22 protein-coding genes and 1 pseudogene are annotated in these 25,906 nt (G+C 58.2%); 7 read left to right on the plus strand and 16 right to left on the minus strand.

Going from position 1 to position 25,906, the window contains the following annotated elements; translation table 11 throughout:
* From H4J77_RS04670 to H4J77_RS04690, 5 genes and pseudogenes are all read right to left on the minus strand, one after another.
* Window positions 1-145: pseudogene (locus H4J77_RS04670) on the minus strand (electron transfer flavoprotein subunit beta/FixA family protein); the annotation flags it as partial.
* A 171-nt stretch (window positions 146-316) separates the two neighbouring features.
* On the minus strand, window positions 317-1,450 hold the full coding sequence (locus tag H4J77_RS04675; protein ID WP_123888155.1) for an acyl-CoA dehydrogenase family protein: 1,134 nt from the start codon (window positions 1,448-1,450) through the stop codon (window positions 317-319).
* An 11-nt stretch (window positions 1,451-1,461) separates the two neighbouring features.
* Window positions 1,462-2,658: an acyl-CoA dehydrogenase family protein gene (locus H4J77_RS04680; RefSeq protein WP_182247254.1), complete on the minus strand. Its 1,197-nt coding sequence runs from the start codon at window positions 2,656-2,658 to the stop codon at window positions 1,462-1,464.
* A 63-nt stretch (window positions 2,659-2,721) separates the two neighbouring features.
* Complete coding sequence (locus tag H4J77_RS04685) at window positions 2,722-4,815, minus strand: 3-hydroxyacyl-CoA dehydrogenase NAD-binding domain-containing protein (RefSeq protein WP_182247255.1); 2,094 nt, start codon at window positions 4,813-4,815, stop codon at window positions 2,722-2,724.
* A gap of 288 nt (window positions 4,816-5,103) precedes the next feature.
* Window positions 5,104-5,898, minus strand: a complete 795-nt coding sequence (locus tag H4J77_RS04690) for an IclR family transcriptional regulator (protein WP_182247256.1) — start codon at window positions 5,896-5,898, stop codon at window positions 5,104-5,106.
* Between the two features lie 238 nt (window positions 5,899-6,136).
* Here H4J77_RS04690 and H4J77_RS04695 point away from each other — a divergent pair, with 238 nt between their 5' ends.
* Window positions 6,137-7,762: an AMP-binding protein gene (locus tag H4J77_RS04695; protein WP_123888159.1), complete on the plus strand. Its 1,626-nt coding sequence runs from the start codon at window positions 6,137-6,139 to the stop codon at window positions 7,760-7,762.
* Entirely contained in the window at window positions 7,759-8,424 is a 666-nt protein-coding gene (locus H4J77_RS04700; protein ID WP_123888160.1) for a crotonase/enoyl-CoA hydratase family protein, read from the plus strand. Before H4J77_RS04695 ends, H4J77_RS04700 begins: the two co-directional genes overlap by 4 nt.
* A 54-nt stretch (window positions 8,425-8,478) precedes the next feature.
* Here H4J77_RS04700 and H4J77_RS04705 read toward each other — a convergent pair whose 3' ends face one another.
* From H4J77_RS04705 to H4J77_RS04725, 5 genes are all read right to left on the minus strand, one after another.
* Window positions 8,479-9,303: an acyl-CoA thioesterase II gene (locus tag H4J77_RS04705; protein ID WP_182247258.1), complete on the minus strand. Its 825-nt coding sequence runs from the start codon at window positions 9,301-9,303 to the stop codon at window positions 8,479-8,481.
* Between the two features lie 213 nt (window positions 9,304-9,516).
* Window positions 9,517-9,999, minus strand: coding sequence for a YbhB/YbcL family Raf kinase inhibitor-like protein (locus H4J77_RS04710; protein WP_182247260.1), 483 nt, complete (start codon window positions 9,997-9,999; stop codon window positions 9,517-9,519).
* A 75-nt stretch (window positions 10,000-10,074) separates the two neighbouring features.
* Window positions 10,075-10,368 (minus strand): hypothetical protein, encoded by a 294-nt coding sequence (locus H4J77_RS04715; protein WP_182247261.1) that lies wholly within the window; start codon window positions 10,366-10,368, stop codon window positions 10,075-10,077.
* 105 nt (window positions 10,369-10,473) lie between these two features.
* Window positions 10,474-11,673 carry a 3-oxoadipyl-CoA thiolase gene (locus tag H4J77_RS04720; protein WP_182247262.1) on the minus strand — a complete coding sequence of 400 codons (1,200 nt, stop codon included), beginning with the start codon at window positions 11,671-11,673 and terminating at the stop codon, window positions 10,474-10,476.
* A gap of 3 nt (window positions 11,674-11,676) precedes the next feature.
* The gene (locus H4J77_RS04725; protein ID WP_182247263.1) at window positions 11,677-13,191 is read right to left on the minus strand and encodes a 3-hydroxyacyl-CoA dehydrogenase; all 1,515 of its coding nucleotides are present in this window, start codon (window positions 13,189-13,191) and stop codon (window positions 11,677-11,679) included.
* A 238-nt stretch (window positions 13,192-13,429) separates the two neighbouring features.
* Here H4J77_RS04725 and H4J77_RS04730 point away from each other — a divergent pair, with 238 nt between their 5' ends.
* The 5 genes from H4J77_RS04730 to H4J77_RS04750 all read left to right on the plus strand — a co-directional run bounded on the left by H4J77_RS04730 (window position 13,430) and on the right by H4J77_RS04750 (window position 18,428).
* The gene (locus H4J77_RS04730; RefSeq protein WP_123888166.1) at window positions 13,430-13,858 is read left to right on the plus strand and encodes a PaaI family thioesterase; all 429 of its coding nucleotides are present in this window, start codon (window positions 13,430-13,432) and stop codon (window positions 13,856-13,858) included.
* On the plus strand, window positions 13,855-15,201 hold the full coding sequence (locus H4J77_RS04735; RefSeq protein ID WP_182247264.1) for a hypothetical protein: 1,347 nt from the start codon (window positions 13,855-13,857) through the stop codon (window positions 15,199-15,201). The genes H4J77_RS04730 and H4J77_RS04735 overlap by 4 nt, the downstream gene beginning before the upstream one ends.
* On the plus strand, window positions 15,202-16,014 hold the full coding sequence (gene mutM / locus H4J77_RS04740; RefSeq protein WP_182247265.1) for a bifunctional DNA-formamidopyrimidine glycosylase/DNA-(apurinic or apyrimidinic site) lyase: 813 nt from the start codon (window positions 15,202-15,204) through the stop codon (window positions 16,012-16,014).
* A 176-nt stretch (window positions 16,015-16,190) separates the two neighbouring features.
* A complete protein-coding gene (locus H4J77_RS04745) occupies window positions 16,191-16,523 on the plus strand; it encodes a multidrug transporter (RefSeq protein ID WP_123888169.1) in 333 nt (110 codons plus the stop codon).
* A gap of 93 nt (window positions 16,524-16,616) precedes the next feature.
* A complete protein-coding gene (locus H4J77_RS04750) occupies window positions 16,617-18,428 on the plus strand; it encodes a Na/Pi cotransporter family protein (protein WP_182247266.1) in 1,812 nt (603 codons plus the stop codon).
* Between the two features lie 143 nt (window positions 18,429-18,571).
* On the opposite strand, the gene fusA is transcribed toward H4J77_RS04750, so the two are convergent.
* The 6 genes from fusA to H4J77_RS04780 all read right to left on the minus strand — a co-directional run bounded on the left by fusA (window position 18,572) and on the right by H4J77_RS04780 (window position 25,895).
* The gene (gene fusA / locus H4J77_RS04755; protein ID WP_182247268.1) at window positions 18,572-20,656 is read right to left on the minus strand and encodes an elongation factor G; all 2,085 of its coding nucleotides are present in this window, start codon (window positions 20,654-20,656) and stop codon (window positions 18,572-18,574) included.
* Window positions 20,657-20,829: 173 nt separating this feature from the next.
* The gene (locus H4J77_RS04760) at window positions 20,830-21,675 is read right to left on the minus strand and encodes a DUF817 domain-containing protein (RefSeq protein ID WP_220469265.1); all 846 of its coding nucleotides are present in this window, start codon (window positions 21,673-21,675) and stop codon (window positions 20,830-20,832) included.
* Window positions 21,676-21,687: 12 nt separating this feature from the next.
* Window positions 21,688-23,400 carry a gamma-glutamyltransferase gene (ggt, locus tag H4J77_RS04765; RefSeq protein ID WP_220469266.1) on the minus strand — a complete coding sequence of 571 codons (1,713 nt, stop codon included), beginning with the start codon at window positions 23,398-23,400 and terminating at the stop codon, window positions 21,688-21,690.
* A gap of 8 nt (window positions 23,401-23,408) precedes the next feature.
* On the minus strand, window positions 23,409-23,660 hold the full coding sequence (locus H4J77_RS04770) for a YfhL family 4Fe-4S dicluster ferredoxin (protein WP_123888174.1): 252 nt from the start codon (window positions 23,658-23,660) through the stop codon (window positions 23,409-23,411).
* A gap of 28 nt (window positions 23,661-23,688) precedes the next feature.
* On the minus strand, window positions 23,689-24,168 hold the full coding sequence (gene coaD / locus H4J77_RS04775) for a pantetheine-phosphate adenylyltransferase (RefSeq protein WP_123888175.1): 480 nt from the start codon (window positions 24,166-24,168) through the stop codon (window positions 23,689-23,691).
* Between the two features lie 137 nt (window positions 24,169-24,305).
* The gene (locus tag H4J77_RS04780; protein ID WP_182247272.1) at window positions 24,306-25,895 is read right to left on the minus strand and encodes a GMC family oxidoreductase; all 1,590 of its coding nucleotides are present in this window, start codon (window positions 25,893-25,895) and stop codon (window positions 24,306-24,308) included.
* Window positions 25,896-25,906 lie beyond the last annotated feature (11 nt).

Below are 25,906 nucleotides of genomic sequence, written 5' to 3' on the forward strand. Positions count from 1 at the left end.
GGCGAACGGCCTCTTCTACAGCGATTTCGCAGAAGGGGTTCATCGACATTTTGACGTTGGCGAGATCGACGCCGGAGTTATCCGCTTTGACGCGAACCTTGACGTTGTAATCGACCACGCGCTTAACGGCAACGAGGATTTTCATGGACGTTAGTCCTCCACAAGTCTTGAGACGCCCGTAGGCGCATGACATTAAAAGGGGTGCCTAGGATACCGGGCAGACAAGGCGCCCGGAAGTATAAATTGTCGCTTTGACAGACAAAAATGCCGGGTTGGTGACCTATTTGGCCAGCCGACCCGGCAGTCTGCAATTGACTTAAGCGCCAGTCAGTTGAGCAGCGTAGGCTTCCAGATGATGATCGTCATCGCCAAACTGATGACTGATCATAACCAGGCGCTTGGCGTAATGCGCGCCGTTGTATTCCCAAGTCATGGCGATACCACCATGCAGCTGGATAGACTCTTCGGCAACAGAGCGCGCAGCGCGGTTGACGATAAACTTGGCCGCGGCCAGTTTGGCACTGCGCTCAGCACTGTCTTCATCGTCCGCCAGACAAGCGGCCAGGGTCGCCATGGATGTGGCGCGCTCCAGCTCGCTGATCATGTCGACCATGCGGTGTTGCAGCACCTGGAATTTACCGATCGGCACGCCGAACTGCTTACGCGTCTTCAGGTATTCCAGTGTCAGGTCGCAGGCAGTGCGCATGGCGCCAACGGCTTCGGCACACAGGGCAGCGATAGCGCGGCCACTCTGATAGCGGATTGCGTCATAGGCTTTGCCGGCTTCGCCGAGCAACTCGCCCTTGGCGTTATCCAGGAACAGTTCGCAGGCTTTGCGGCCATCCATGGTGGCGTAGACACGACGGCTTACACCGGCGTCGGTTGGATCGACCAGGAACAGGCTGATGCCTTGCTGATCACGGCTATCACCACTGGTGCGGGCAGATACCAGGATCTTGCCAGCCGTTTGGCCACCGATGACGACGCCCTTGCGGCCGCTCAGGCTCCACTCGCTGCCGTCTTGCTTGGCAGTGGTAGTGACGTTGGCCAGGTCGTAGTGACTGTTCAATTCGTCCAACGCGACGGCAGCTTGCAGCTGGCCAGACGCAATTTCACCCATCAGGGCTTCTTGCTGAGCGTCGCTGCCCAGCTGAGCGATCAAGCCGCCAGCCAGAATCACGGACTCCATGTAGGGTTCCAGGCAAATACCGCGGCCCAGTTGCTCCATGATCAGCATGGTTTCGATGCCGCTACCGCCAAAGCCGCCGAGTTCTTCGGCAAAGGGAATGGCTGTCAGGCCCAGTTCACCCATTTGCTGCCAGAAAGCAGTGCTGAAGCCGGCTTCGCTTTCGCTGAATTTGTTGCGGCTGTCGAAGTCGTACACGTCGCGAACCAAACGCTCGGCAGTTTCCTGCAGCATCTGTTGTTCTTCGGTCAATTTGAAATCCACGGTCGGCCTCCTCAGAGCTCAAGAATCATTTTTGAGACGATGTTCTTCTGGATCTCGTTGGATCCGCCGAAGATCGACAGTTTACGCATGTTGAAATACTGCGGGGTCGGTGAGGCCGCGTAGTCGCCGACGAGCAGTTCGCCGTCGTAGTCCAGTTCCATTTCTTCCGGCAGGTATGGCAGGGCGTATGGTCCCAGCGCCTTGCGCATCAGGTGCGTGATGGCCTGACGGATTTCGGTGCCCTGTACTTTCAGAATGGAGCTTTCCGCACCCGGTACACCGCCCTCGGAGGCTGCGGCAACAATACGCAGGGTACTCATCTCGGCTGCCATCAGGGACATTTCCACTTCCGCGATCTGGCTGCGGAACATGGCGTCTTCGATCAGCGGCTTGCCGTTCTTCTGCTGCTTGGAAGCAATACGCTTAAGGTTGCTCAAGGCAGCCTTGGAAGCGCCGATGCCGGCCAGGCCAGTACGCTCGTGGGTCAGCAGGTACTTGGCGCAAGTCCAGCCCTTGTTCTCTTCACCAACCAGGTTTTCTACCGGAACTTTCACGTCGTCGAAGAAGACTTCGTTGACTTCGTGATCGCCGTCCAGGGTGATGATCGGACGCACGGTGATGCCGGGAGTTGCCATGTCGATCAGCAGGAAGGAAATGCCGCGCTGCTGCTGGGCTTCAGGATCGGTGCGGACCAGACAGAAGATCCAGTTGGCGTGTTGGCCCAGGGTGGTCCAGGTTTTCTGACCGTTGACGATGTAGTGATCGCCATCGCGCACTGCGCGGGTTTTCAGCGAAGCAAGGTCGGAACCTGCGCCTGGCTCGGAATAACCCTGGCACCACCAGTCGGTGCCATCGAGGATGCGCGGCAGGTAGGTAGCTTTCTGCTCTTCGCTACCAAACTTGATGATGACCGGAGCAACCATGTTGACGCCGAAAGGCACCAGACGTGGTGCGCCATAGGCAGCGGACTCTTCATCAAAGATGTGTTTTTCGATCGGGCCCCAGGTGGTGCCGCCGTGCTCAACGGGCCAGCCTGGCGCGTACCAACCGCGCTTGGACAGGATTTTCTGCCAGCGTTCGTGATCTTCTTTACTGAGTTCTTTGGCCAGTTTGACCTTCTCAGCGATATCGGCCGGCAGCTCCTGTTTCAGGAATTCACGCACTTCATCGCGGAAGGCGAGCTGTTCGGAAGAAAAATGGATTTCCATTGTCAGTCCTCGTTGTAATACGGGTATCCGGCGGCCGGTATCTATGCCGGCCGCGCTGATTTATCAAAGATCGGCGAACTTGCGACCTTCTTTGGCCAGTTTTTCCAGCAGTGCGGCCGGTTTCCACCAAGCGCCATGCTGTTCGTGAAACTCACAGATTTTTGCGTACACGCGATCCAGGCCCACGGCGTCAGCGTAGAACATCGGGCCACCATGGAAGGCCGGGAAGCCGTAACCATTGAGGTAGATGACGTCGATGTCACTGGCGCGCTGAGCGATGCCTTCTTCGAGGATCTTGGCTCCCTCGTTGATCAGGGCATAAATGGTGCGCTCGATGATGTACTCATCGGACAGTTCGCGGCGCTCGATACCCTGCTCTTTTGAAGCAGCTTCCAGCAGCGCCGGCAGTTCCGGGTTCTCCAACGGGGTACGGGAGCCCGCTTCATAAACATAGAAACCTTTGCCGGTCTTCTGGCCCAGCATACCGGCTTCGGCCATCTTGTCCAAAACCAGCGGCAGTTTGAATTCTGCTGGCAGGGTCTGACGTTGGCGAGTGCGGATGCTCAAACCGATATCCAGACCCGACAGGTCGCGCATGGCAAACGGCCCCATGGCCATGCCGAATTTACGCAATGCACCGTCTACCTGTGCAGGTGTGGCGCCTTCTTCCACCAGGAATTCAGCTTCGCGGCCGTACTGGAAGACCATGCGGTTGCCGACAAAGCCATCGCAGACGCCAACGGGCACCGCAACCTTCTTCAGTTTCTTGCCGATCGCCATGGCCGTAGCCAGCACGTCGTCAGCGGTTTTTTCGCCACGCACCACTTCCAGCAGACGCATCACGTTGGCCGGGCTGAAGAAGTGCAGGCCCACAACGTCTTCGGGGCGCTTGGTGAAGTTAGCAATCTCGTTCAGATCCAGCGAAGAGGTATTGCTGGCCAGAATCGCGCCGGGCTTGCAGTTGGCGTCCAGAGCGCTAAAGACTTTCTGCTTGACGCTCATTTCTTCAAATACAGCTTCGATAACCAGATCAACGTCGGCCAGGTCGGCATAATCGGTTACGCCGCTGATCAGCGCCATGCGCTTTTCCAGCGCGGCTTCGTTCAGGCTGCCGCGCTTGACGCTCATGCCATAGGTATCACGGGCGCGCTGCATGGCCTTGTCGCGGGCCTCTGCAGTGATTTCCAGTACCTTGACCGGGATGCCGGCGTTGGCAAAGCACATGGCAATGCCCACGCCCATGGTGCCGCCACCGATCACGGCGGCTGACTTGACGTCACGTACCGGTGTGTCTTTTGCCAGGCCGTCGACCTTGGAAGCCAGGCGCTCGGTAAAGAAGGCATGTACCAAGGCAGCGCGCTGCGGCGAAACCAGGCACTCGGCAAATAGCTCACGCTCGCGCTTCAGGCCTTCGGCCAGGGGCAGGGTGAAGGCAGCCTCGACCGCAGAAATGCAGCGCTGTGGTGAGAACAGGCCGGGCATCTTCTTTTCGATCTCGGCGCGTTTGGCTGCAACGGCAGCCGCGTTATCAACGCCTTCAAGCTTGTCGGTGCGCTCGCCAGTGCGGCGTGGACCCTTGCCTTCGGCAATCAACTGATCGGCGTACGCTAAACCAGCTGACAGCAGGTCGCCTTCGATCAGTTGGTCGACTACGCCCAGCTCCAGCGCTTCGGTGGCGCTGATGGGCGCACCGCTGACGATCATGTCCAGGGCCTTGGCGACGCCAGTCAGGCGTGGCAGACGCTGTGTGCCGCCGGCACCGGGCAGCAGGCCCAGCTTGACTTCCGGCAGGCCGACCTTGGCGTCTTTACGGGCAATGCGGTAATGGCAGCTAACAGCGACTTCCAGGCCACCGCCCAGAGCGGTACCGTGAATAACCGCGACACTCGGCTTGCTGCCGGCTTCGATACCATTGACTACGTCCGGCAGGCTTGGTGCTTGCGGCGGCTTGCCGAATTCCTTGATATCAGCCCCGGCGATGAAGGTTGATCCTTCACATACCAGCACAATAGCCTTTACTTCAGGGTCGGCTTCGGCTGCCTTGAAGCTGTTCTGCAGGCCTTCGCGTACGGCAATACCCAGTGCATTGACCGGTGGGTTATTGACGGTGACAACCGCAATGGCGCCTTTGCGTTCCAGCGTGACTACGTCCGACATGCTTGACCTCCGTATGAGTGGCTAGATGCGTTTCACTATGCGAAATAATGAAATCATATTCCGCTAGGCAAAATACAAAAAAAAGAATGCTTTGTCGATGCCCCCTTTGTGCGAAATAGGGGTTTATCAGTAAAGGTGATGAATCAAACCAGCGCCAGCGCGGGTTTGATTCATCAGAGCGGCAAGCTTTCAGCGCAAGTTAAACCCAAGATTGGCGCGGAGCAGGTGGGTTAGCTGGCGACTGCACGGCCAGCTTGTCGCTTGCCGCTTAAAGCTTGCCGCCGAGCTTCAAACGCCTAACCGCTCTATGTCACGCGCCAGCATCGCCAGCTGATGCGCCAGTTGAGTCTGCACGCGTTCTTCTGAGACAAGGTAGGAGGGCGCGCCGCAGGTTAGTACCATCAGGCTGCCGTCCTGCAGGTGCAGTGGCACGCCAGCAGCGTTGACGTTGCGATCCCAGTCACCCAGTGACAGGCAGAAGCCATGCTGTTCATATTCAGCAAAGGTCTTTTGCAGCGAGGCTTCCAGCTCGGGCCAGGCCTCAGGGTTGCGCGCCTTGATGGCATCCATCACATGGCTGCGTTCATCCGGTTTCATTGCTGCCAGGTAAGCGCGGCCGGCAGCCGTGGTGGCCAGTGGCAGACGTACGCCAACATCCATGCGCAGGGAGGTGGTTTCCGATGGCCGGCAGTTCTCGACGTAGATCATAGAGAGTCGATCACGGCAGGTCAGGCCGACGGAGGTATTGGTCGTGCGGGCGAATTCATCCAGATAGGGTTTGGCCAGCTGGCGCACCCGCAGATTTGATACATAGGCGTAGCCTAACGCCAGAACGCCTGAATCGAGCTGATATTTTTCCAGCTGGGTTGAGTAGCTGAGATAACCCAGCTTGGTCAGGGTATAGGTCATGCGAGAGACAGTAGGCTTAGGCAAGCCGGTGATACGCGCGATGTCCTGATTACCCATCACCACGGAGCCTTGGCTGAAGGCACGTAAAACGTCCAAGCCACGAGACAGGGCCTCTACGAACTTACGGTCCTTGGCTGTAACCGGGGCGTTGCTGTTTTCCTGCTCATCTTTCATCGCGTTTTATACCTTGCTGGCGCATCCTGATTTGCTGGCCGACCTGCGGCGCTATAACGGTTCGATGCTGGACTATTATTGTTGTTGATTAGCCGCGAAACATATCACGTACGGGCATTCTGCACAGCGATACCAAGGGTAGACTGTCTCGATCGTTGCACAGTAAGGTCTAATAGAATAGCATCTTTTTGGTATTTCATTCCGCTCTGCAAAATAATAGTCCAAAAACGAGGTCAAGATGTCGACATCTGCACAGTATGCCGTCGGCGCCCAGCTGGATGAGCTGGGGCACACCACCCTTTTCGATATTCTGGACAGCGCCTGCGATCGCTACGCTGACCGTCCTGCTTTCTCCTGCGGTGCAGATACTCTGACGTTTAATCAATTGCGCGGCCGTGCTGATGCTTTCGCCCGTTACCTGCGCCAGCACGCATTGCTGGAGCCGGGCGACCGCTTGGCTATCCAGTTGCCTAACCTGCTGCAATACACGATTGCGATCTTCGGTGCGCTGCGTGCCGGGCTGATCATCGTTAATACCAACCCCCAGTACACCCCTTACGAGACGCGTCATCAGTTCGCTGATTCGGGTGCCAAGGCGGTTGTCGTGCTCGACAAGCTGGTGCCTTTGGTACGCAAGATTCAGAGCTCTACCGACATAGAGACGTTGATTGTTACCAGCATGGATGACTATGCCAGCCCTCAGTACGATAGTAGCGAAGCAGACGAGGTGCGCTTCATGCAGGCGCTGCGTCTGGGTGACGAGCTACCCGCGATAGAGACTCAGCGCGGCCTCGACGATCTGGCCGTGCTGCAGTATACCGGCGGGACCACCGGCGTATCCAAGGGCGCCATGCTGACCCACCGCAATATCCTGTGTAACGTCCTGCAGGCGGTCAGCATCCTCAAGGAAGGCGATGTGGATTATGGCAACGAAGTGCGTATTTCACCGTTGCCGCTTTACCATATCTTCGCTTTTACGGCGAACTGCATCGCTTCGGTGTTTACCGGCTTCCATAGTGTGTTGATTACTAACCCGCGCGATCTTGACGGTTTGATCAATGAACTCAAGCGACGTCCTTTCACGTTGCTATCGGGTATTAATTCGCTATTTATCTCGCTGATGGCGCATCCGCAGTTCGATACTGTCGACTTCAGTCGCTTGAAGTGGGTCAACTCGGGCGGTGCGCCGCTGAACATTGAGCTCGCCAAGCGATGGACCGAGCGCACCGGCAGCATTATTCGTGAAGGCTATGGCCTGACCGAAACCTCGCCGGTTGTAGTTGCCTCAACAGCCTTTACGCCTCACAGGGAGGGTTATATTGGTAAACCGGTAATCGATACCCTGCTCAAGACCGTTGACGATGATGGTGCGGAAACGCCGCGCGGTGAGCCCGGAGAGGTGCTAATCCGCGGGCCGCAGGTAATGCAGGGCTACTGGCACCGCCCGGATGAAACCGCCGCTGCTTTCACCGAAGATGGTTGGCTGAAAACCGGCGACGTCGGGGTGATCGATAATCAGGGTTTCCTCAAGCTGGTCGATCGCAAGAAGGACATGATCCTGGTGTCCGGCTTCAACGTTTATCCCAATGATATTGAAGATGCCGTCATGCGCCACCCCGGCGTGCGCGAGTGTGTCGCCGTTGGGGTGTTGGACGATCGTACCGGCGAGGCGATCAAAATCTATGTCAGTCTGAATGACGCTGAACTGACTGAAGACGCGATCATTGCTCACTGTCGTGAGCATCTGACCGGCTACAAGATTCCCAAGCATGTTGAGATCCGCGATGACCTGCCAAAGTCGACAGTTGGCAAGTTGCTGCGCCGGGTATTGCGCGATGAAGCCCGTGGTGAGACCAAGGCATGACGGGTCTGACGCTGAGCATAGAAGGCGGTATTGCCGAGATTCAGCTGGACGACGGCAAGGTCAACGCCCTGTCTGAAACGATGCTGGAGCAACTGCTGGCCGCCATCGAGGAGGCAGCGCAGGCCGATGCGGCACTGCTGATCTGTGGGCGACCGGGTTGTTTCAGCGGCGGTTATGATCGCAAGTTGATCGATGCGGGTGGCCCCGCCTGTGATGCGATGCGCGCCGCAGGCGATCGCCTGACGCTGGCGCTGCTGGATTATCCGGCGCCGCTGGTTATTGCCAGTACCGGTCACGCGATGGCCAAGGCAGCATTTGTACTGCTGTTGGGGGATTACCGGGTTGGCGCTGAGGGTGACTTCCGTATCGGCTTGAACGAGGTCGCTATTGGTATGACCATGCCCGACGGCGCCATGCTGCAGGCGCAGGCGCGCCTGGCGCCAAACTGGCTTAACCGGTGTGCGCTGCAGGCTGAGTATCTGACCCCTCGGCAAGCGCTGGAAGCCGGTTTTTTCGACGAGCTGCAGAGCGCCGAGCAACTGCTTGAGCGTGCTCGTGAAAAAGTCCGGCAACTGGCAAAGCTGGATCGACGCGCCTACCGTGAAACCCGCACGCTGCTGCATGCTCGACTGCGCATGCAGCTAGGCAAGCTGTTCGGCTGAACCTTCGCTAACAGGTGGCTTGCCCGCGCCAGCCGGGCAGCGCCTGCCTCTCGATCACTCCTTGTAATAAGCCACTTGCGTTGAGGTCAGCAGCAGGATGCCATCGTCGCTCCATACATGGGCAATCTGGTCCGAATAATTGTTGTGCATGCGCGCGGCACGCGCGTGGCCGAGCACATGACGGTCGCCGGCTTCAATCAGTTGCGCGGCGTCGGCATGGTAGTAGTGGGTCATTGAGACTGTCCCGGCCGGGGTGAAGCGCTGACGGCGATGGAAGATTCGCGGGGCAAAGACATCGCCCATGGCGGTTAGTGAGGCAAAGTCCAATGGCCTTGCTGGATTGTCACGGGCCCAGAGCACAGTGTCGGTATCGCCGGTGTCATGCTCGGATGGGCTGGCGGGATTGAATAGCCCGGAGACATAGCGAAAATCATAGTTTTCAAACCAGCTGCGTTCCGTGCGCGAGACCAGCGGCAAACTGTCGGCGGCAACCGCCGCTGGCATGGGCAGTTGTTGTTCCGACCAGGTTTCGCGGCGGGTAGCAAAAAAGGCGGTACCGCTGGTGACCACTTCACCCGCCTGGCGCTGCAGCAATAGCCAGTGCTGGGTGGAGCGGTTGGTGCGGATGGGAGTGGCTTCGATTGCAAAGGCACCCGGTTGCACTGGTCCGGCAAAGTTGATGGTGAGCGAGATAGGCTCGCCGATACGCTCGGGGTGCTGGAGCACTGCGTTGAGTAGTGTCGCAGCGGTGACGCCACCAAAGGGCCCCACCATATTCTGATAGGCATCGCTGGTTGCGCCGGCAAACAGATTATTGTCTTGCGGTTGCAAGGCGATTGCCTGGTCAAAGGCGTGGCTGGTGGGCGTTGATGTACTCATTCAGGGAATTCCAACTGACAAAGGGCTCGAATAGGAGGGACATAATAAGGAGCGCTGTGGTTCGCTAACAATCAAGCTTATTGGCGCGAATTGGCCATCATGCGCAGGGGCAATTGCCCATCCTCAGGCGAGGTTAGTAAGACGCGCAGGCGTTGCTGTATAGGGGGCTAACAGGGCGGCGCGTGTATAACTCAGGCCGCCCTGTCCTGTTAATCAGCCGCGTTGGTAGCAGCCGATCAGGCGGTTCATTGCCGTTGCGTTGGGCTCGATCTTTTCAAGCAGCTGCCACAGGTTCAGGCCTTCTGGCAGATTGAGCTCAGCATCTAGGGCTATTACCCAGAAGTAATATTTGTGCTGGCCGTGGCCTTCCGGCGGCATGGGGCCGTTGTAACCTGCCTTGCCGAAGTTATTTTTACCCTGGGTGAAATCGCTGCAGTCTTCGCTCAACTCGCTCACGTTACCGGGAATGTTGTACAGCACCCAGTGCACGAAGCCATAGGTGCCGTTGGCGGAGATCAAGGGAGCATCAGGATCGTGGCAGATGATCGCGTAGCTTTTGGTGCCCTCAGGCGCGTTACTCCAGCTCAGCGCAGGAGAAACGTCGACGCCTTCGCCAGTATGCTTGCTGGGGATGACGCCCTCTTGGGCGAAGGCCGGACTTTCAAGTTTCAGGTCGTTGGAAAAGGCAAATCCCATGATGCTCTCCTTGAGTTTGGCACGAAAGAGTTTTCAATATGACGCCGGGTCAAACGCTAGGCAAGGCGCTGCGGCTTAATGCATGAGTGCGCTGAGTAGCCACAGGCCAAGCAGAATCCAGATGATGCCAACGAGGATTCTTCTGCGTAGGAAGGCGCGCACGCCAACGTAGATCAGGCACAGGCCCAGTATAACGGCAGCTATATTGAGCAGGCTGCTGTCGACACCGAGCGCGCGGGCAAAGCCGTTAACGAAGTCTGAACTGGCATTGCTCAACAGGGTAAACAGCCAGACCAGGCTGTCGATAATAAAGCGGATGACGGTACCGAAAACCTGGCCCAGCCATTCAAATACGTTATTGGCCTGCATTCAATTATCTCTGTTCGCTAAGGTTGGCTTACTCGCTGGCGCTACCTTAGCAGAAGGCGGGAGCCGGCTGAACTGTTGCGCCTGCCCCCGCCAAGTCGGCCCGCCTTAGACGCGCTCGATAACCGCCGCTACGCCTTGGCCCAGGCCGATGCACAGGCTGACCAGTGCATAGCGCTTGCCGGTGCGCTCCAGCTGGCGCAAGGCGGTCAGTGTCAGGCGTGCGCCGGACGCTCCCAGCGGGTGACCTACGGCAATAGCGCCACCATTGGGGTTCAAGCGCGGATCATCGAATGCGATGCCCAGCTGCTTGGCGCAGCCCAACACCTGTGAGGCAAACGCCTCGTTGATTTCGATCACATCCATATCGTCCAGGGTCAGGCCTGCTCGGCTCAGCGCCTTTTTGCAGGCTTCAACTGGTCCCAGACCCATGACGCGTGGCGCAACGCCGGACACCGCGCCAGCCAGCACCTTGGCGCGGGGCTTGATGCCGTACTTCTCGCCGATAGCGGCATCGCCAATCAGTAGCGCTGCCGCGCCATCATTGACGCCCGAAGCGTTACCAGCGGTGACTACGCCATCCTTGAACAGTGGGCGCAGGCCGCTGAGGGCAGCCATATCGCTGCTGGGGCGGGGGTGTTCATCCTGGTCGACTACCTTCGCAGGCTTCTTGCGGCCCTGGGATACTTCGATCGGCAGAATCTCATCGGTGAAAAAGCCGTCGGCGCGAGCCGCTTCGTACAAGGCCTGGCTGCGCGCAGCGTAGGTATCCGCCTCTTCGCGGCTGATACCGACTTCGGCGGCTACGTTGTCAGCGGTCTGCGGCATGGTGTCATCGCCAAAGGCGTCTTCCACGCGCGGGTTAGGGAAGCGCGCGCCAATGGTACTGTCGAAGGCGCGGAAGTCGCGCGAGTAGGCGCTCTCGCTTTTAGCAATAACGAAAGGCGCGCGGCTCATGCTTTCGGCACCGCCGGCGACAAACAGCTGACCTTCACCGGCCTTGACCGCGCGTGAAGCATCGAGCACTGCTGCCAGGCCTGAACCGCACAGACGGTTGACGGTAACGCCGGCCACTTCCTGCGGCAGGCCGCTCATCAAGCCAGCATGGCGGGCAATATTGCGCGCGTCTTCACCGGCCTGGTTGGTGCAGCCCATGATTACGTCTTCGTAATCCTTGCCTTCGAAAGGGTTACGCTTGATCAGCGCGCTCATGACGCTGGCGAGCAGATCGTCGGGGCGAACACTGGCCAGAGCTCCGGCGTGGCGACCGAAAGGTGAACGCAGGCCATCATAGATATAGGCAGTCATGTCTTACTCCTGAAAATCGGGTGTGGTCAAAGGCAGATCAAGCTGGACGCGGCGGCGCAGCCAAGGACTGGGACGGTAGCGCGGCTCGCCGTAAACGGCCTGCAGGTTATTGAGTACGGCAAGTATGATGGCTTCGCCATAATGCTCACCGAACGCCAGCGGGCCTTTGGGATAGCCCAGAGCCAATTGAATGGCGCGGTCCAGCGTTTGCGGAGTAGCAATGCCTTTCTGCACGATTTCGCAGCCTAGATTGACGACGCTGGCAATCAGGCGCTGAACCACAAAGCCGGCTGAATCGTTGATCACTTCGACGGGCACGCCATCTGCGCTGAGCGCCTGGCGAGCCTGAGCTACTACCTCTGCCTTGGCGGCGGGTTGGCGCATCAGTGTGCGGCGTTTGTCCCATTGAACGAAGCTGTCGAGTGCCAGTGTGCGTTCGGCTGGCAGTCCCAGTTGGGTCAGGGCGGTGCTGCAGTCGTCTCCCAGAGGGGTGATCAGGCAAATGGCATCGTCCGAAGGTTTTGTCCCGGTTTCCAGTATAGCGCCGGCGCTGGTCAACACGTCGCTGACCTGATTGCGTAGCGCGTCGTCATCGGTCTCTAGCCAAAACGGGCGGTTGATCAGTACGGTCTCGGGCTGCGCTTCGGCAGGTTCAATTTTCTGGCCGTCTTCGTAACGGTAGAAGCCCTGGCCGGTCTTGCGGCCCAGCAGGCCGGCGGCCACGCGCTGTGCCGCGATGAAGGATGGCGTGTAGCGCGGGTCATGATAGAACTGCTCGTACACCGATTCCATTACCGCGTGAGAGACGTCGAGCCCGGTCAGGTCAAACAGCTCGAACGGGCCCATACGGAAGCCCGGGCCGTCGCGCAGGATGCGGTCGATCTGTGAGGGGGGCGCCACGCCTTCGCTAAGTATGCGCAGCGCCTCGGTACCAAAAGCGCGGCCCGCATGATTCACCAGGAAGCCGGGGGTGTCAGGGGTAATGGCGGGGAAGTGACCGGCGGTGTTGGCCAGCTCTACTAGGCCTTCGATGACGCGCTCGTCGGTGCGCTCACCGCGCACCACCTCAACAATCTTCATCAGCGGCACGGGATTGAAGAAGTGGAAGCCTGCGACGCGGCCCGGATGCTTGGCGCTGCTGGCAATACGGGTGACCGAGAGCGAAGAGGTATTGGTAGCCAGTACGCAATCTTCGCGGACGATGGCTTCCAGATCGGCGAACAACTTCTGTTTTACCTCCAGCAACTCGACGATAGCTTCGATAACCAGGTCGCAGTCTTTCAGGTCTTCCAGCTTTTGCGCGGGCTGCATGCGGGCAATTGTTGCCTCCAGCTCCGCCTCGGTCATTTTGCCTTTGGCCTGGGCACGCTGTAGCAGGTTGCGGTTGAACTGCAGCGCGTCCTCAATGGCTTCGGCGCGGGTATCGAACAGTTGAACCTGCTGACCGCTGCTGGCGAATAGTTGGGCAATACCGCGGCCCATGGCGCCGGCGCCGATAACGCCAATCCGATTGAACATGCGTGGTTCCTCTGGTGTTCGTTAAGTCAATTTTGTTTCGCATGGCGAAACAGTATTTCGTTTAATGTGCTGGGAGATTAAATCCTGTACCGTGCGAGTGCAAGTTCGGCGACAGTCTGGCCTTATTACCCTGTGCCATAATTGTTGGCTGTCGAGACAGTCAAGCACGCGACCCATAGCTGCTGCGTCCAGACTGTCATAATCCCATCGAGTGTAGTGAATAAAAGGTGTTGCACCCGTGAATCAAGATGAACGTCAAGCCATTGCCCGTACGGTCACCGGTTTCTTTCAGGAGTTGGGCGCTGAGCTGGAGGAGTACAGCCAGGGGCGAGCAGTGGTCGCGCTGACACTGACGCAGAAACATATGAACAATGCCAGCAACCTGCACGGCGGCGTTACGGCGAGCCTATTGGATATTGCCATGGGGTTGTGCGGCACCTGGGCAGAATCGCCAGACGAGCGCCGGGTAGCAATTACGCTGTCACTCAACACCAATTTTTCCGCCACTGCCCAGGCTGGCAGCCGGGTGCGCGCCGTCGCGACCTGCCGCAGTGGTGGCCACAAGGTCTTTATGGCCAGCTGCGACCTGCTGGATCAGGACGATAAGTTGCTCGGCTTCGGCGACGGCGTATTCAAGAAAGGTGCTTATCGCAAGGACCTGCCGTGAAGGCCACAGTGCTGCTGCCCCTTGGGGTGGCGCTTGAGCTCTTAGGGCTGCTGACTCAGTTGCACTGGTTCAGCTGGTGCGCCGCTGGGTCCTTTGCGCTGTATTTTCTGCTGCATTTCAATCGGCTGAATCCTTATCCGCGTTGGCTGGGTGTCGCTACCCTGGCCATTCTGCTGGCATCAATCTTTCTTGCTCAGCCGGAAGCTGCGTTATGGCCCAAATTGGCGAGCTCGGTGGCTTACTACACCAGCTTTCTGGGGGCGCTGGGTCTGATGCAGTTGCTGGCGCAGCGTCTGCCGCAGTTGCGCGAGCTGCACAAGGCGTTATTGTCCGGCTCCAAGGTCGTCCTGTATCCGCGCTACGTGCTGACCGCGGGCAGTATCGGCTCGATTCTCAACTTCGGCATGATGAACCTGTTGTGTGGCACCCTAACCGAGCATCTGAAGCGTTATTCGCTGACCGATGAGCAGCGGCGAAGCGGGCTGCGCAGTGTGATGGTAACGACCTTGCGCGGCTTTGCTCTGGTGCCCTTGCTGGCGCCTACCAGCGTCACCATTGCGATTATTTCGCGGGAAATGCCCGAGCAATCCTGGAGTACCATGGTGCCTTACGGCGCCGTTGCTGCGCTGATGATGATCGTGGTCGGTTGGCGACGGGAAACCACCGGGCTGTTGGAGCTGCGTGACAATATAGGCGATTCGAGCAAGGCTGACGGCATGCTGGAGTTGTTGCTGGGCAGTCTGGTCGGGCTGGGCGCAATCGGCGTGCTGGCCTCATTGTCCAGCCTGACCGCTTCGCAGTCGGCCATGGTACTGGTGCCTTTTGGGGTGATTGGCTATCTGCTGTGGCGTGAGCGTTCACCGCGTGCTGTGTTGCAGGAGGTCACTGACAACATGGCCAGTATGCATAACGAGATGTTCATCTTCGGCTGCGCCGCGTTGCTCGGTGGCGTGCTTGGCGCGGTAGCGCCGCTGGAAGAGATCGCCGCTTGGCTGGCGCAAGACCCCAAATACAATATTCTGCTGGCGGTCGGTAGCCTCTTCAGCACTATAACTCTGGCGGTATTGGGGCTGGCGCCCATTGTCTCGTTGTCGTTGATTGCCGGCCTTCTGGCGCAGTTGTCATTGCTGGGGGTGCCCATCATGACGCCTGCGGTCGGCTTGATGTGCGGCTTCTCGCTGGCGATGATCTTCTCGCCCTTCGGTCCGTCTACGCTGATTTTGTCGCGTTACAGCGGCGAGACACCGTTTCGCGTGGCCTTCGGTTGGAACGGACGTTTTGTCCTCAGTGTCATGCCGCTGTTATTGTTGTTGATCTTCTTTACCTACTGGCAGCAATCCTGAATGCCCGAATTACCTGAAGTAGAAACGACACGACGCGGTATCGCACCGCATCTGGAAGGCAAAACTGTGACGCGTCTGATCGTGCGTGAGCGTCGCCTGCGTTGGCCCATCCCCGAAGATCTGGCGATTCAGATTGAAGGACAGCGTTTTGAGCAAATCGACCGTCGGGCCAAATACCTGCTGATGCAGATTGGCGGCGGTACGCTGATTAGCCATCTGGGCATGTCGGGTAACCTGCGTTTGGTCGAGGCTGGCACGCCAGCGGCCAAGCACGAGCATGTGGATATCGAACTGGATTCCGGTATGGCGCTACGCTATACGGATCCGCGTCGATTCGGGGCGATGCTGTGGGCGCGCAAGGGCGAGCCCCATGCACTGCTGGCAAGGCTCGGGCCCGAGCCGCTATCGGTCGACTTTGATGGTGAGCGTCTGTACCAGCGCTCGCGTGGCAAGAGTAGCGCGGTAAAGCCTTTCATCATGGATAACGCGGTGGTTGTCGGGGTGGGTAACATTTACGCTAGTGAGGCGCTATTTGCTGCTGGAATTGATCCGCGCCGTGAAGCCGGGCGTATCAGCCGGGCGCGCTATCTCAAGCTGGCAGACGAGATCAAACGCATCCTCGCCCATGCGATTGAGCGCGGCGGTACTACGCTACGTGATTTTGTCGGTGGTGACGGTCAACCGGGTTACTTCAAGCAGGAGCTATTTGTGTATGGCCGGCCAGGCCAGATGTGCAAGGTCTGTGGGACGACGCTGAGTGAGGTCAGGTTGGGCCAGCGCAGCTCGGTTTTTTGCCGTCAATGTCAGGGTTAAGGACGGGTTATGAGTCGCGAAAAGCCAGTAAGAATAGAGGTCTTGGCCTAATTTCAGTCAGCTACGTTCCGAAACCTGCGGAATGTGCCTACAATGGAGTGTGATACCAGCGGCCCATAGGAAAAGGGGTCGTGTAACAAGACCAACGCCTTTCGGGCCACAACCAGGGATTCAATATGCGCCTGTTACGTCAAACTACTGCTTTAGCTGCCGGCCTGCTGATGAGTGTCAGCGTTATGGCTGCTGAAAACTACAATTCCTACCAGCAAGAGGAGCCCGGTTACTTTGCCATGATAGGCGACCTGGTCATTGCTCGTCCGCTGTTATTGGCTGTTACTGCCGTTGGTGCGGCTGCTTTCGTGGTTAGCCTGCCGTTCTCTGCTGCTGGCGGTAATGTCGCCGAAGCAGGCCGTGAGCTGGTAGTCCGTCCCGGTGCCGAGACCTTTGTTCGTTGCCTCGGCTGCACGCGCAGCGGCTACGGCCGCAAGCAGCAAGACGAGAACCTCTGAGGCCGCTATTTGCGCCGGGGTCTGCTGTAAAAGCTGCCCGCTGGTGCGCAGCGTGTTGCGCCCGCCGCCGATCTGATCCTGCGTGCTAGAAACATGAAGGCAAGACGCGCGTGGCAGCAACGACTTCTCTTTCTCCAGCCAGCGTGGCTAGTCGCCGCGCTGGTGGGGTTTGTGCTGCTGTTTTTCGGTAATACTGCGCTATCTCTGCTTTTTGCCGGCATTGCTCTGTTTATTTTGGGCATGCGTTATCTGGAAGACGGTTTTCGTGCGTTCACCGGCGGCGCTCTTGAACGTTGGCTTACCCGTTGCACCAACAAGCTCTGGAAAAGCCTTCTTTTTGGTGGCGTTACGACTGCCCTGGTGCAATCCAGTTCGCTTATTACCCTGCTCAGTATCGCCTTCCTCAGCGCCGGGCTGATTACGCTGACGGCGGGTATTGGCATTGTTTTTGGTGCAAACCTGGGCACCACGACCGGTGCCTGGTTGATCGCGTTGGTCGGCCTCAAAGTCGATTTGTCCCAGCTTGCTATGCCTTTACTTTTGTTGGGCGTGATATTCGAGCGCAATAAATCGGCCAGTTGGCGTGGCGGTGGCCAGGTTTTACTGGGCGTTGGCTTGCTGTTTCTCGGTATCGATCAGATGAAGCTAGGCTTCTCTGGTATGGATGGCGTGTTGGATCTCTCCGCTTATGCTGCAAGTGGTTGGCAAAGTGTCTTGCTGTTTGCGTTGCTGGGGACAGTGGCAACCGTGCTGATGCAGTCTAGTCACGCTACCCTGATGATTACCTTGAGTGCGCTCGCTAGCGGTCAGCTGGGTTACGAGAATGCACTTGCCATGGCGGTTGGGGCGAATCTAGGCACCACAGTGACGGCACTGATTGCCGCGATCAATGCCAATAATGCCGGTAGGCAACTGGCCGCCGCACATATTCTGTTTAACCTGACCACCTCTGTGGTTGCCTTGTCTATTTTGCCTCTGCTGATGGAGTTGGTTGGTTCTCTGAGCGGTTGGCTGGGTATCGCTGCGCAATCCTATACGCTCAAGTTGGCTCTATTTCACACGCTCTTCAACCTGCTGGGACTGCTGCTGATGGTGCCGCTGGTGCCGTTGATGGTTCGTCTGCTACAGCGTTGGCTGCCCATGGCCAGTGAGCAGGCCGTTGACCTGGCTCTGCAGCCGAGATCGGAGGCGATGTACCTCAATGATGCTGCCCTGGTGCACGCTGATACGGCGCTCAAGGTGCTGGAGCAGGAGTTGGCGCACATGGCCAACCTGAGTCGGCAGGTGATCGCTGCGGCGCTTTATCTGCCTTCTACGTTCACTCGTAACATGGCAGCCAGCCAGGATCTGCAGGGTAGGCTGCCGGTTCCGCCCCTGGCCGAGCGGGAGGATGCTGATGCGCTCTATCATCAGCATATCAAAGGCGTTTATGCGGACATCATAGCCTTCCGTAGCCGCCTTACCTGCGATCTGTTGCCTGAGCAACAACAGGAGCTGATGGATGACACCCTGTCGGCTCAGGATCTTGTTGAGGCGGTGAAGGCGGCCAAGCACCTGCAAGTTAATTTGCGCAAACATATAGATAGCAAACGACCGGCTGTGCGCGACGGTTATCGTCAGTTACGTGAGCAGGGTCGCGCAATACTCAATGATCTTGCCAGTCGTGAAGATGAGGCGCGAAATGCGGCTGGGCAGCGGCAGTCTGCCGATTTGCTAGCGCAGGACGCGTTGTTTCGTAGTCACTTTGAGCAGCAATTACACGAGCAGCTGCGCAATCAGGAGTTGGATGGGTGGCAAGCCACCTCGCTACTCAATGACTTGAACTACCTGCTAGACATAAGTCAGCACCTGCGTGCCGCGCACGACATGATTTATATCAGAGCTGCCTTGGTTGCCGGGGCCTGATCCTGCGGTAGGTCGCATTACCGGCATGAGCGCTGCCGCGCTTTACATATATCCGCGCATAAAAAAAAGCCCGATGCTGAGCATCGGGCGTTTTTGCTGAGACAGGCCGGAGCCTGTCTCGACGGCAGCAGTTAAGCCTAAGCTTATTTCGCTGCGCGCTTTTCCTTCTCTTTCGCGATCACGGTTTCTGCAACGTTCGCCGGGCAAGGCGAGTAGTGCGAGAACTCCATGGAGAACTGACCGCGACCGGAGGTCATGGTACGCAGGGTGCTGATGTAGCCGAACATTTCTGCCAGCGGAACATCGGCCTTGATGCGTACACCGGTAACACCGGCTTCCTGACCCGCAATCATGCCGCGACGACGGTTCAAGTCACCAATCACGTCACCGACGTGATCTTCAGGCGTGAACACGTCTACTTTCATGACGGGCTCAAGCAACTGAGGGCCGGCTTTCGGCATGGACTGGCGGAAAGCGCCCTTGGCTGCGATCTCGAACGCGATGGCCGAGGAGTCAACAGCGTGGAAGCCACCGTCAGTCAGTTCGAAGTCAACGTCCAGAACCGGGAAGCCTGCCAGCGGGCCAGTGCCCATCAGAGAGGCGAAACCCTTCTCGATCGCTGGGAAGTATTCCTTCGGAACGTTACCGCCCACAACCTTGGAGCGGAAGGTAAAGCCTGAGTTCGGCTCGCCGGGCTTGATGACATAGTCGATCTTACCGTACTGACCGGAACCACCCGACTGCTTCTTATGGGTGTAGCTGTCTTCGATCTGCTTGGTGATGGTCTCGCGGTAGGCAACCTGTGGCTGACCTACTACCAACTCAACACCGTAGGTACGCTTCAGAATGTCGACCTTGATGTCCAGGTGCAGTTCGCCCATGCCCTTGAGGATGGTTTCGCCGGAGTCGATATCGGTTTCGACGCGGAAGGTTGGATCTTCTGCAACCATCTTGCCGATCGCTACACCCATTTTCTCGGTAGAACCCTTGTCTTTCGGCTCAACGGAGATGGAGATAACGGGCTCTGGGAACACCATGGCTTCCAGTGTGCAAGGGTGCTTCGGATCACACAGGGTGTGACCAGTCTGCACGTTCTTCATACCAACGATAGCGATAATGTCGCCAGCGGTAGCGAAGCTAAGCTCGTTACGCTCGTCGGCCTGCATCTCAACCATGCGGCCTACGCGCTCGGTCTTACCGGTGAAGGAGTTGAGGATGGTGTCACCCTTGTTCAACTTACCGGAATAGATACGGCAGAAAGTCAGGGCGCCGAAACGGTCGTCCATGATCTTGAACGCCAGGGCGCGGAAAGGCTCGTCTTCGCTCACGATGGCGTGTTTGCCAGTCGGGTTGCCTTCTTCGTCAGTCAGCGGCTGAGGATTAACTTCAGTCGGTGTTGGCAGATAGTCGACAACGGCGTCCAGCAACAGCTGCATGCCCTTGTTCTTGAACGCAGAGCCGCAGTAAGTCGGGAAGAACGCCAGTTCCAGCGTACCCTTGCGAATGCAGCGCTGGATGTCTTCGATGGATGGCTCTTCGCCTTCCATGTAGGCCATCATGATGTCGTCGTCCATTTCCACGGCAGTTTCAATCATCTGCTCGCGGTAAGTTTCTACGTCATCGACCATATCAGCCGGTACGTCTTCGACTGTGTAGTTTTCAGGCTGTCCGGTTTCGTCCCAGATGTAGGCTTTTCGGGTCAACAGGTCAACAACACCGGAGAAGGTGTCTTCTGCGCCGATAGGCAGTGTCATGATCAGCGGCTTGGCGCCCAGAACCTTTTCTACCTGAGCGGTAACGCGCAGGAAGTTGGCACCGATACGGTCAAGCTTGTTGACGAAAATCAGACGGGAAACCTTGGAGTCGTTCGCGTAACGCCAGTTGGTCTCGGACTGAGGCTCAACGCCGCCCGAGCCACAGAATACGCCGATACCGCCGTCGAGCACTTTCAGCGAGCGATACACTTCAACGGTGAAGTCAACGTGGCCGGGGGTGTCGATGACGTTGAAGCGGTGGCCTTTCCAGAAGCAGCTGACAGCAGCGGACTGAATGGTAATACCGCGCTCGGCTTCCTGTTCCATGAAGTCGGTGGTGGACTCACCCTCGTGTGTTTCGCCCAGCCTGTGGATCTTGCCGGTGAGTTTGAGGATACGTTCTGTAGTGGTGGTTTTGCCGGCATCAACGTGGGCGAAGATACCAATATTTCGGTAAAGGGATAGGTCGGTCATGGCACTCTCAGATAGCCGGGTGGAAAAACAGGCGGCCAATATACAGGATTAATAAAAGAATCTCTCGGCTTTTACGATGAAATGACTTCAAAAAGTCAGCGCCCTGTGCTGCGAAGCCGGATGCAGCCGCTATAACGCTGTTGTTATTACGATTGATGGCCTAAGTAACAGATTTACTGGTTTCGCTGCTTACCTATTATTGCCCCTTGGCGCTCAGCGTGGCGGATGATGGGGTTATTTATCAGCGAGACGAGCACAAAGCTTAGCAGCATCAGCAAATACCAGGAGCTCAACTTGGCCAGCGAAACCATGTGCCATTGCGCTTTCTGATTGGGGTACACCCAGACGTTGGCGTAGGTGGCGATGTTTTCGGCAAACCAGATGAACAGGGCGACCAGAAACCACCCCAGCAGCAGTGGCATCCAGCGGTGGGTCTTGATGATCATGAAATGGACCTGCGTCCGCCAGAACAGGAAGACCGTGACGGCGAGTAATACCCAGCGCAGATCCCAGATAAAGTGATGGGTAAAAAAGTTCAGGTAGATCAGGCTGACCAGTACCACGGTTTGCCAGCGTGCGGGATAGTGGGTGTATTGAAAGTCAAAAAGGCGCCAGACGCGTGCGATATAACTACCCACAGCGCTGTACATAAAGCCGGTAAACAAGGGCACATTGCCGATGCCAAACAGATACTCTTCGGGATACTGCCAGGAGCCGATGGCGTCCGAGGTTTTGAACAGCTCCATAGCGGTCGCAGTAAGGTGAAAAACCACGATGACCATGGATTCGCGCAGTGTTTCCAGCCGAGCCGCGAGCATGAATAACTGAAAGGCAATGGCGGCGAGAAAGATGAAGTCGTAGCGGTGCAGTCCCTCAATCGGGTACCAGTAGCGGGTGACGACCATCACCAGCAGTAGGAAGCCGCCAAACAGGCAGGCGTAGGCCTGTTTCAGGCCGAAGAGCCAGAATTCTTTGATAAAGGTTTTTATGCGAACACCCCTGAATAGTGGATTAGGCAGGCTATCGTCGGGTTACTCGCTCGGTGTCAGGACGGCTTGCTCTCGCACGCTAGCCGCGCCTATACCGCGGGGGTCGCTGGCGGCGCTAAGCTGATTGCTTTCTTTATTCCAGGACACCGCCTGCATATTGCCGTAGTCGCGGCCGACGGGTTCAATACGATGGCCCATGGCCTGGAGTGCGCGTTCTTGCTCTTCGCTAAAGGCGGCAGCTTCAACCTGAATGTGGTCCGGCAGGTATTGGTGGTGGAAGCGTGGGCGACTGACCCAGCGCTCAACCGGTTCGCCCTGCATGGCTTCCAGCGAGCCAAGTAGCACCATGGTAATGATACGGCTGCCGCCGGGGGTGCCAAGGACCGCCAGTTGCTGATCATTTTCCAGCATGGTCGGGGTCATGCTGGAGAGCGGGCGTTTGCCGGGCGCGATGGCGTTGGCTTCGCTACCGGCCAGGCCGTAGGCGTTGACGCCAGCGGGGTCAGCCGCAAAGTCGTCCATTTCGTTATTGAGCAGCACGCCGGTGCCGGGCACGGTGAACGCAGAGCCGAATGGCAAATTGACGCTGAGGGTAGCTGCGACAGCGTTACCTTGGGCATCAATCAGGGAGAAGTGGGTCGTGTGGTTACCCTCGACAAAGTCAATCAGCGGGCCGAGTTCACTGCTGCGGGTGGCGTGCTGCGGGTCGATGCTGGTGGCCAGTTTGTTGGCGTAGTCAGCCGATATCAGTTGCTTGACCGGTACCTCGACAAAGTCATTGTCGCCGAGCAGCGCGGCGCGGTCGCGGTAGGTGCGGCGCATCAGCTCGACCAGCTGGTGTGTCTGGGTGACCGAGCCGGGCTCTGCCTTGGGCAAGCTAGCCAGGCCTTGCAGGATGCCCGCCAGCGCGATGCCGCCGGCGGATGGCAATGGTGCGCTAATCACCTCATAGCCGCTGGTGTTAAAGCGAATGGGGCTGCGCTCGATCACCTTGTACTCGTTCAGGTCGGCGGCTTGCCAGATGCCGCCGGCGGCTTTTACGCCGTTGATCAGTTGCGTCGCAACTTCGCCCTTATAGAAGCCATCGCGGCCATGGCTAGCCATGGCGCGCAGCGTGTTGCCCAGCTCGGGCTGCTGAACCAGGGTCCCTACCTCAGGAAGCTGGCCGTCGCGCAGGAAAATTCGCGCGGTATCGGGGTAGCGATTCATCACCTCAAGACGGTAGCCCGCCAGCGTGCGGTAATGTTCGCTGATGGCAAAACCATTTTCGGCGGCAGCAATGGCCGGCGCCAGCGACTGGCTCAGAGGCAGCTTGCCATAGTGCTCGGCCAGGTGTGCCAGCGCGGCGGGAACGCCGGGAATGCCTGCCGCCATAGGGCCATTGATGGCGGGGTCGCGCTGCACCACGCCATCGCTGTCGCGGTAAAGATCGCGCCCGGCGCTGAGCGGCGCGGTTTCGCGAGCGTCAATAAAACGGTAGGGCTGGTCGCTGTTACCGGGTTGACGCAGCAGAAAGAAACCACCACCGCCGAGCCCGGAACTGTAGGGCTCAACCACCGCCAGCGTTGATGCAACGGCGACCGCTGCATCAAAGGCGTTGCCGCCCTGGTCGAGTATGGCGTGGCCGGCCGCAGTGGCGATCGGGTGCGCGCTGGCGACGGCCTGTTGATCCGGCCCTGAGGCGGCATGCAGTGGTGCGGCAGACATTAGGCCCACCAGGCTGACGGTGATCAGGGGTAGCCAGTTCTGCCGCATGCGCATGGTTATGCCTCGCCGGTGAGAATCTTGTATTTATCCATCAGCTCGTCTTTGCTTTCGACATGCTCCGGATCGAGCGGAATGCAGTCAACAGGGCAGACCTGTTGGCACTGAGGTTCATCAAAATGCCCTACGCACTCGGTGCACAGGTTGGGATCAATCACATAGATCTCTTCGCCCTGAGAAATGGCCCCGTTGGGGCACTCCGGTTCGCAGACATCGCAGTTGATGCAGTCGTCGGTAATGATCAGTGACATGGTTCAGTGGCTCCGCAGGGCAACAGGCTCAGCTATGGTAGCGTTTGAGCAGGGCTGCATTGACGTCAGGATGCACGAACTTGGTCACGTCGCCACCCAGTGCCGCAATCTCGCGTACCAGCGTGGAAGATATATAGGAATAGTGTTCCGATGGCGTCAGGAACAGGCTTTCCACGTCGGGAGCCAGTACCCGGTTCATATTGGCCAGCTGGAACTCATACTCAAAGTCGGATACCGCGCGCAGGCCGCGCAGCAGCACGTTCGCATTCACTTCTTTGACAAAATGCGCGAGCAGTGAGGAGAAGCCGACTACTTCGACATTGGGCAGGTGCGCCAGTACGTTCTTGGCCATATCTACCCGCTGCTCCAGCGTAAAGGCTGGATTCTTCTTGGTGCTGGCGGCAACGGCCACCACCACGCGATCAAATAGGCGCGAAGCGCGCTCAACCAGATCGGTATGCCCCTTGGTGATAGGGTCGAAGGTGCCGGGGTAGAGTACGGTGTTCATGTTGGCGAGGTCCTGCGGCTGTCCGAGTGAGAGGCAGATGGTAGCCCAATGGCAGCCGAAAACCCAGCAACACAGGCGCTTGCCTGCCACTTTTAGCTCCGCGATTAGCCCCGATTGTGGGTCGGGGCTAACGTTACTTAGCTCAGGTCTGCCACCAGAGCAGTTGTCAGTTTGGCAACAATGCCATAGATGGATAGCTGTGGGTTGGCTCCAATACTGGTGGGGAAGATCGATCCATCGAGTACCGAGAGGTTGTCCAGTTGGTGGTGACGGCCGCGGCTATCGACTACCGCCTGTGTCGGGTCTTCGCCCATAGCGCAACCACCCATGATATGTGCGGTGGCCAAGCGTACATCATGTATCCGGTAACTCAGCTGGTCTATCTGTTGCTTGAAGTCATCCCAGCTGCGGCTCTCGCGGGCATGCGCGTGGGTCGGCATGACGCTTTTGGCACCAGCGGCAAACTGGATTTCGCCCATGCTCAGATAGGCGCGACGTGTGCCGTCCCACAGGTAGTCGTTGAGCGGGTAATCCAGCACGGGGTCACCGTTGTCGCGCAGTGCCACACTGCCGCCCTGACTTTGCTCATGAAAGCCATCGCGTAGCAGCGCCAGTAGCAGGTTGCTCTGCGCCAGCCCGTTCATACGCTGCAGGTTCTCCTGCCCCATACCCCCCATGAGGGCCGAGGTAATACTGGGCTGCATCGGTGGCACTTCCAGCTTATACCCCATGGGGCCGGTCGTGCCCTGGTCCCACTGGAAGTGGTCGGAATAGATTGACTGGGGCGCGCCGTAGAAGCCGTTGATGTCGCGGTCGAAACGCGCGAGGGTCATGTTGACCGGATGCAGGAAGGTACGCTTACCCAGTCTGCCGTGCGGATCAGGTGCTTTCGAGCGCAGCAGCAGCGCGGGGCTGTTGATGGCGCCGCCGGCCAGCACTATGTGCTTACCGCGCAGCCGCAGGCGTTGCCCGGTGGCGGCGGTCAAGGTGCTATTCATCCCCCGGCAAAGTACTTCAGTCACGCGGTCGCCTGTAACTACCAGGCTTTCGGCACGCGCGCTGTGCACCAGGGTGGCGCCTTTTTCCAGGGCCGCAGGAATAGTCGTGACCAGCATGGATTGCTTGGCGTTGGTCGGGCAGCCGGTCCCACAATAGCCCAGGTTCCAGCAGCCACGGACGTTGCGCGGAATGACCTTCCAGTGATAACCGAGCTTTTCGCAGCCCAGACGAATGATGTCGTTATTGGCGTTGGCTGGCACGGCCCAGGGTGCGACACCCAGGCGCTCCTCCATACGCGCGTACCAGGGCGCCATGCTTTGGCTATCGAGCCCCTTTACGTTGTGCTCTTTGGCCCAGTGCGCCAGCGTTGGTTCTGGCGTGCGGAAGCTGCTGGTCCAGTTGACCGTAGTGGTGCCGCCCACTGTGCGGCCCTGCAGAATGCCGATACCACCGTCGGCCGTGGCTCTGGCCAGGCCTTCCTGATAGAGGTCGGCGTAGGCTTTGGCCTCATCGTTTTTGAAGTCGCTGGAAGTTTTTAACGAACCTTCTTCGACCAGCAACACCTTGAACCCGTTCTGGGCCAGGATCTCTGCGCTGGTGCCACCGCCCGCGCCGGTGCCGATGATAATCACATCAGCTTCAAGTGTGGTTTCGTTCTCAAGCGTGGCGGCATCGATTACCTGCCAGCCGCGTGCAACACCTTGCAGAAATAAATCAGGTACAGGCATGTGTTTCCCCT

The organism is Pseudomonas sp. 5Ae-yellow, assembly GCF_014077575.1.
In the GTDB taxonomy this organism is placed as follows: Bacteria; Pseudomonadota; Gammaproteobacteria; order Pseudomonadales; family Pseudomonadaceae; genus Halopseudomonas; species Halopseudomonas neustonica.

Coding starts and splice junctions, on each gene's coding strand:
- H4J77_RS04680 (WP_182247254.1), bottom strand. CDS start 2,658: ATGGAAATCCATTTTTCTTCCGAACAGCTCGCCTTCCGCGATGAAGTG.
- H4J77_RS04685 (WP_182247255.1), bottom strand. CDS start 4,815: ATGTCGGACGTAGTCACGCTGGAACGCAAAGGCGCCATTGCGGTTGTC.
- H4J77_RS04690 (WP_182247256.1), bottom strand. CDS start 5,898: ATGAAAGATGAGCAGGAAAACAGCAACGCCCCGGTTACAGCCAAGGAC.
- H4J77_RS04695 (WP_123888159.1), top strand. CDS start 6,137: ATGTCGACATCTGCACAGTATGCCGTCGGCGCCCAGCTGGATGAGCTG.
- H4J77_RS04700 (WP_123888160.1), top strand. CDS start 7,759: ATGACGGGTCTGACGCTGAGCATAGAAGGCGGTATTGCCGAGATTCAG.
- H4J77_RS04705 (WP_182247258.1), bottom strand. CDS start 9,303: ATGAGTACATCAACGCCCACCAGCCACGCCTTTGACCAGGCAATCGCC.
- H4J77_RS04710 (WP_182247260.1), bottom strand. CDS start 9,999: ATGGGATTTGCCTTTTCCAACGACCTGAAACTTGAAAGTCCGGCCTTC.
- H4J77_RS04715 (WP_182247261.1), bottom strand. CDS start 10,368: ATGCAGGCCAATAACGTATTTGAATGGCTGGGCCAGGTTTTCGGTACC.
- H4J77_RS04720 (WP_182247262.1), bottom strand. CDS start 11,673: ATGACTGCCTATATCTATGATGGCCTGCGTTCACCTTTCGGTCGCCAC.
- H4J77_RS04725 (WP_182247263.1), bottom strand. CDS start 13,191: ATGTTCAATCGGATTGGCGTTATCGGCGCCGGCGCCATGGGCCGCGGT.
- mutM (WP_182247265.1), top strand. CDS start 15,202: ATGCCCGAATTACCTGAAGTAGAAACGACACGACGCGGTATCGCACCG.
- H4J77_RS04745 (WP_123888169.1), top strand. CDS start 16,191: ATGCGCCTGTTACGTCAAACTACTGCTTTAGCTGCCGGCCTGCTGATG.
- H4J77_RS04750 (WP_182247266.1), top strand. CDS start 16,617: ATGAAGGCAAGACGCGCGTGGCAGCAACGACTTCTCTTTCTCCAGCCA.
- fusA (WP_182247268.1), bottom strand. CDS start 20,656: ATGACCGACCTATCCCTTTACCGAAATATTGGTATCTTCGCCCACGTT.
- ggt (WP_220469266.1), bottom strand. CDS start 23,400: ATGCGGCAGAACTGGCTACCCCTGATCACCGTCAGCCTGGTGGGCCTA.
- H4J77_RS04770 (WP_123888174.1), bottom strand. CDS start 23,660: ATGTCACTGATCATTACCGACGACTGCATCAACTGCGATGTCTGCGAA.
- coaD (WP_123888175.1), bottom strand. CDS start 24,168: ATGAACACCGTACTCTACCCCGGCACCTTCGACCCTATCACCAAGGGG.
- H4J77_RS04780 (WP_182247272.1), bottom strand. CDS start 25,895: ATGCCTGTACCTGATTTATTTCTGCAAGGTGTTGCACGCGGCTGGCAG.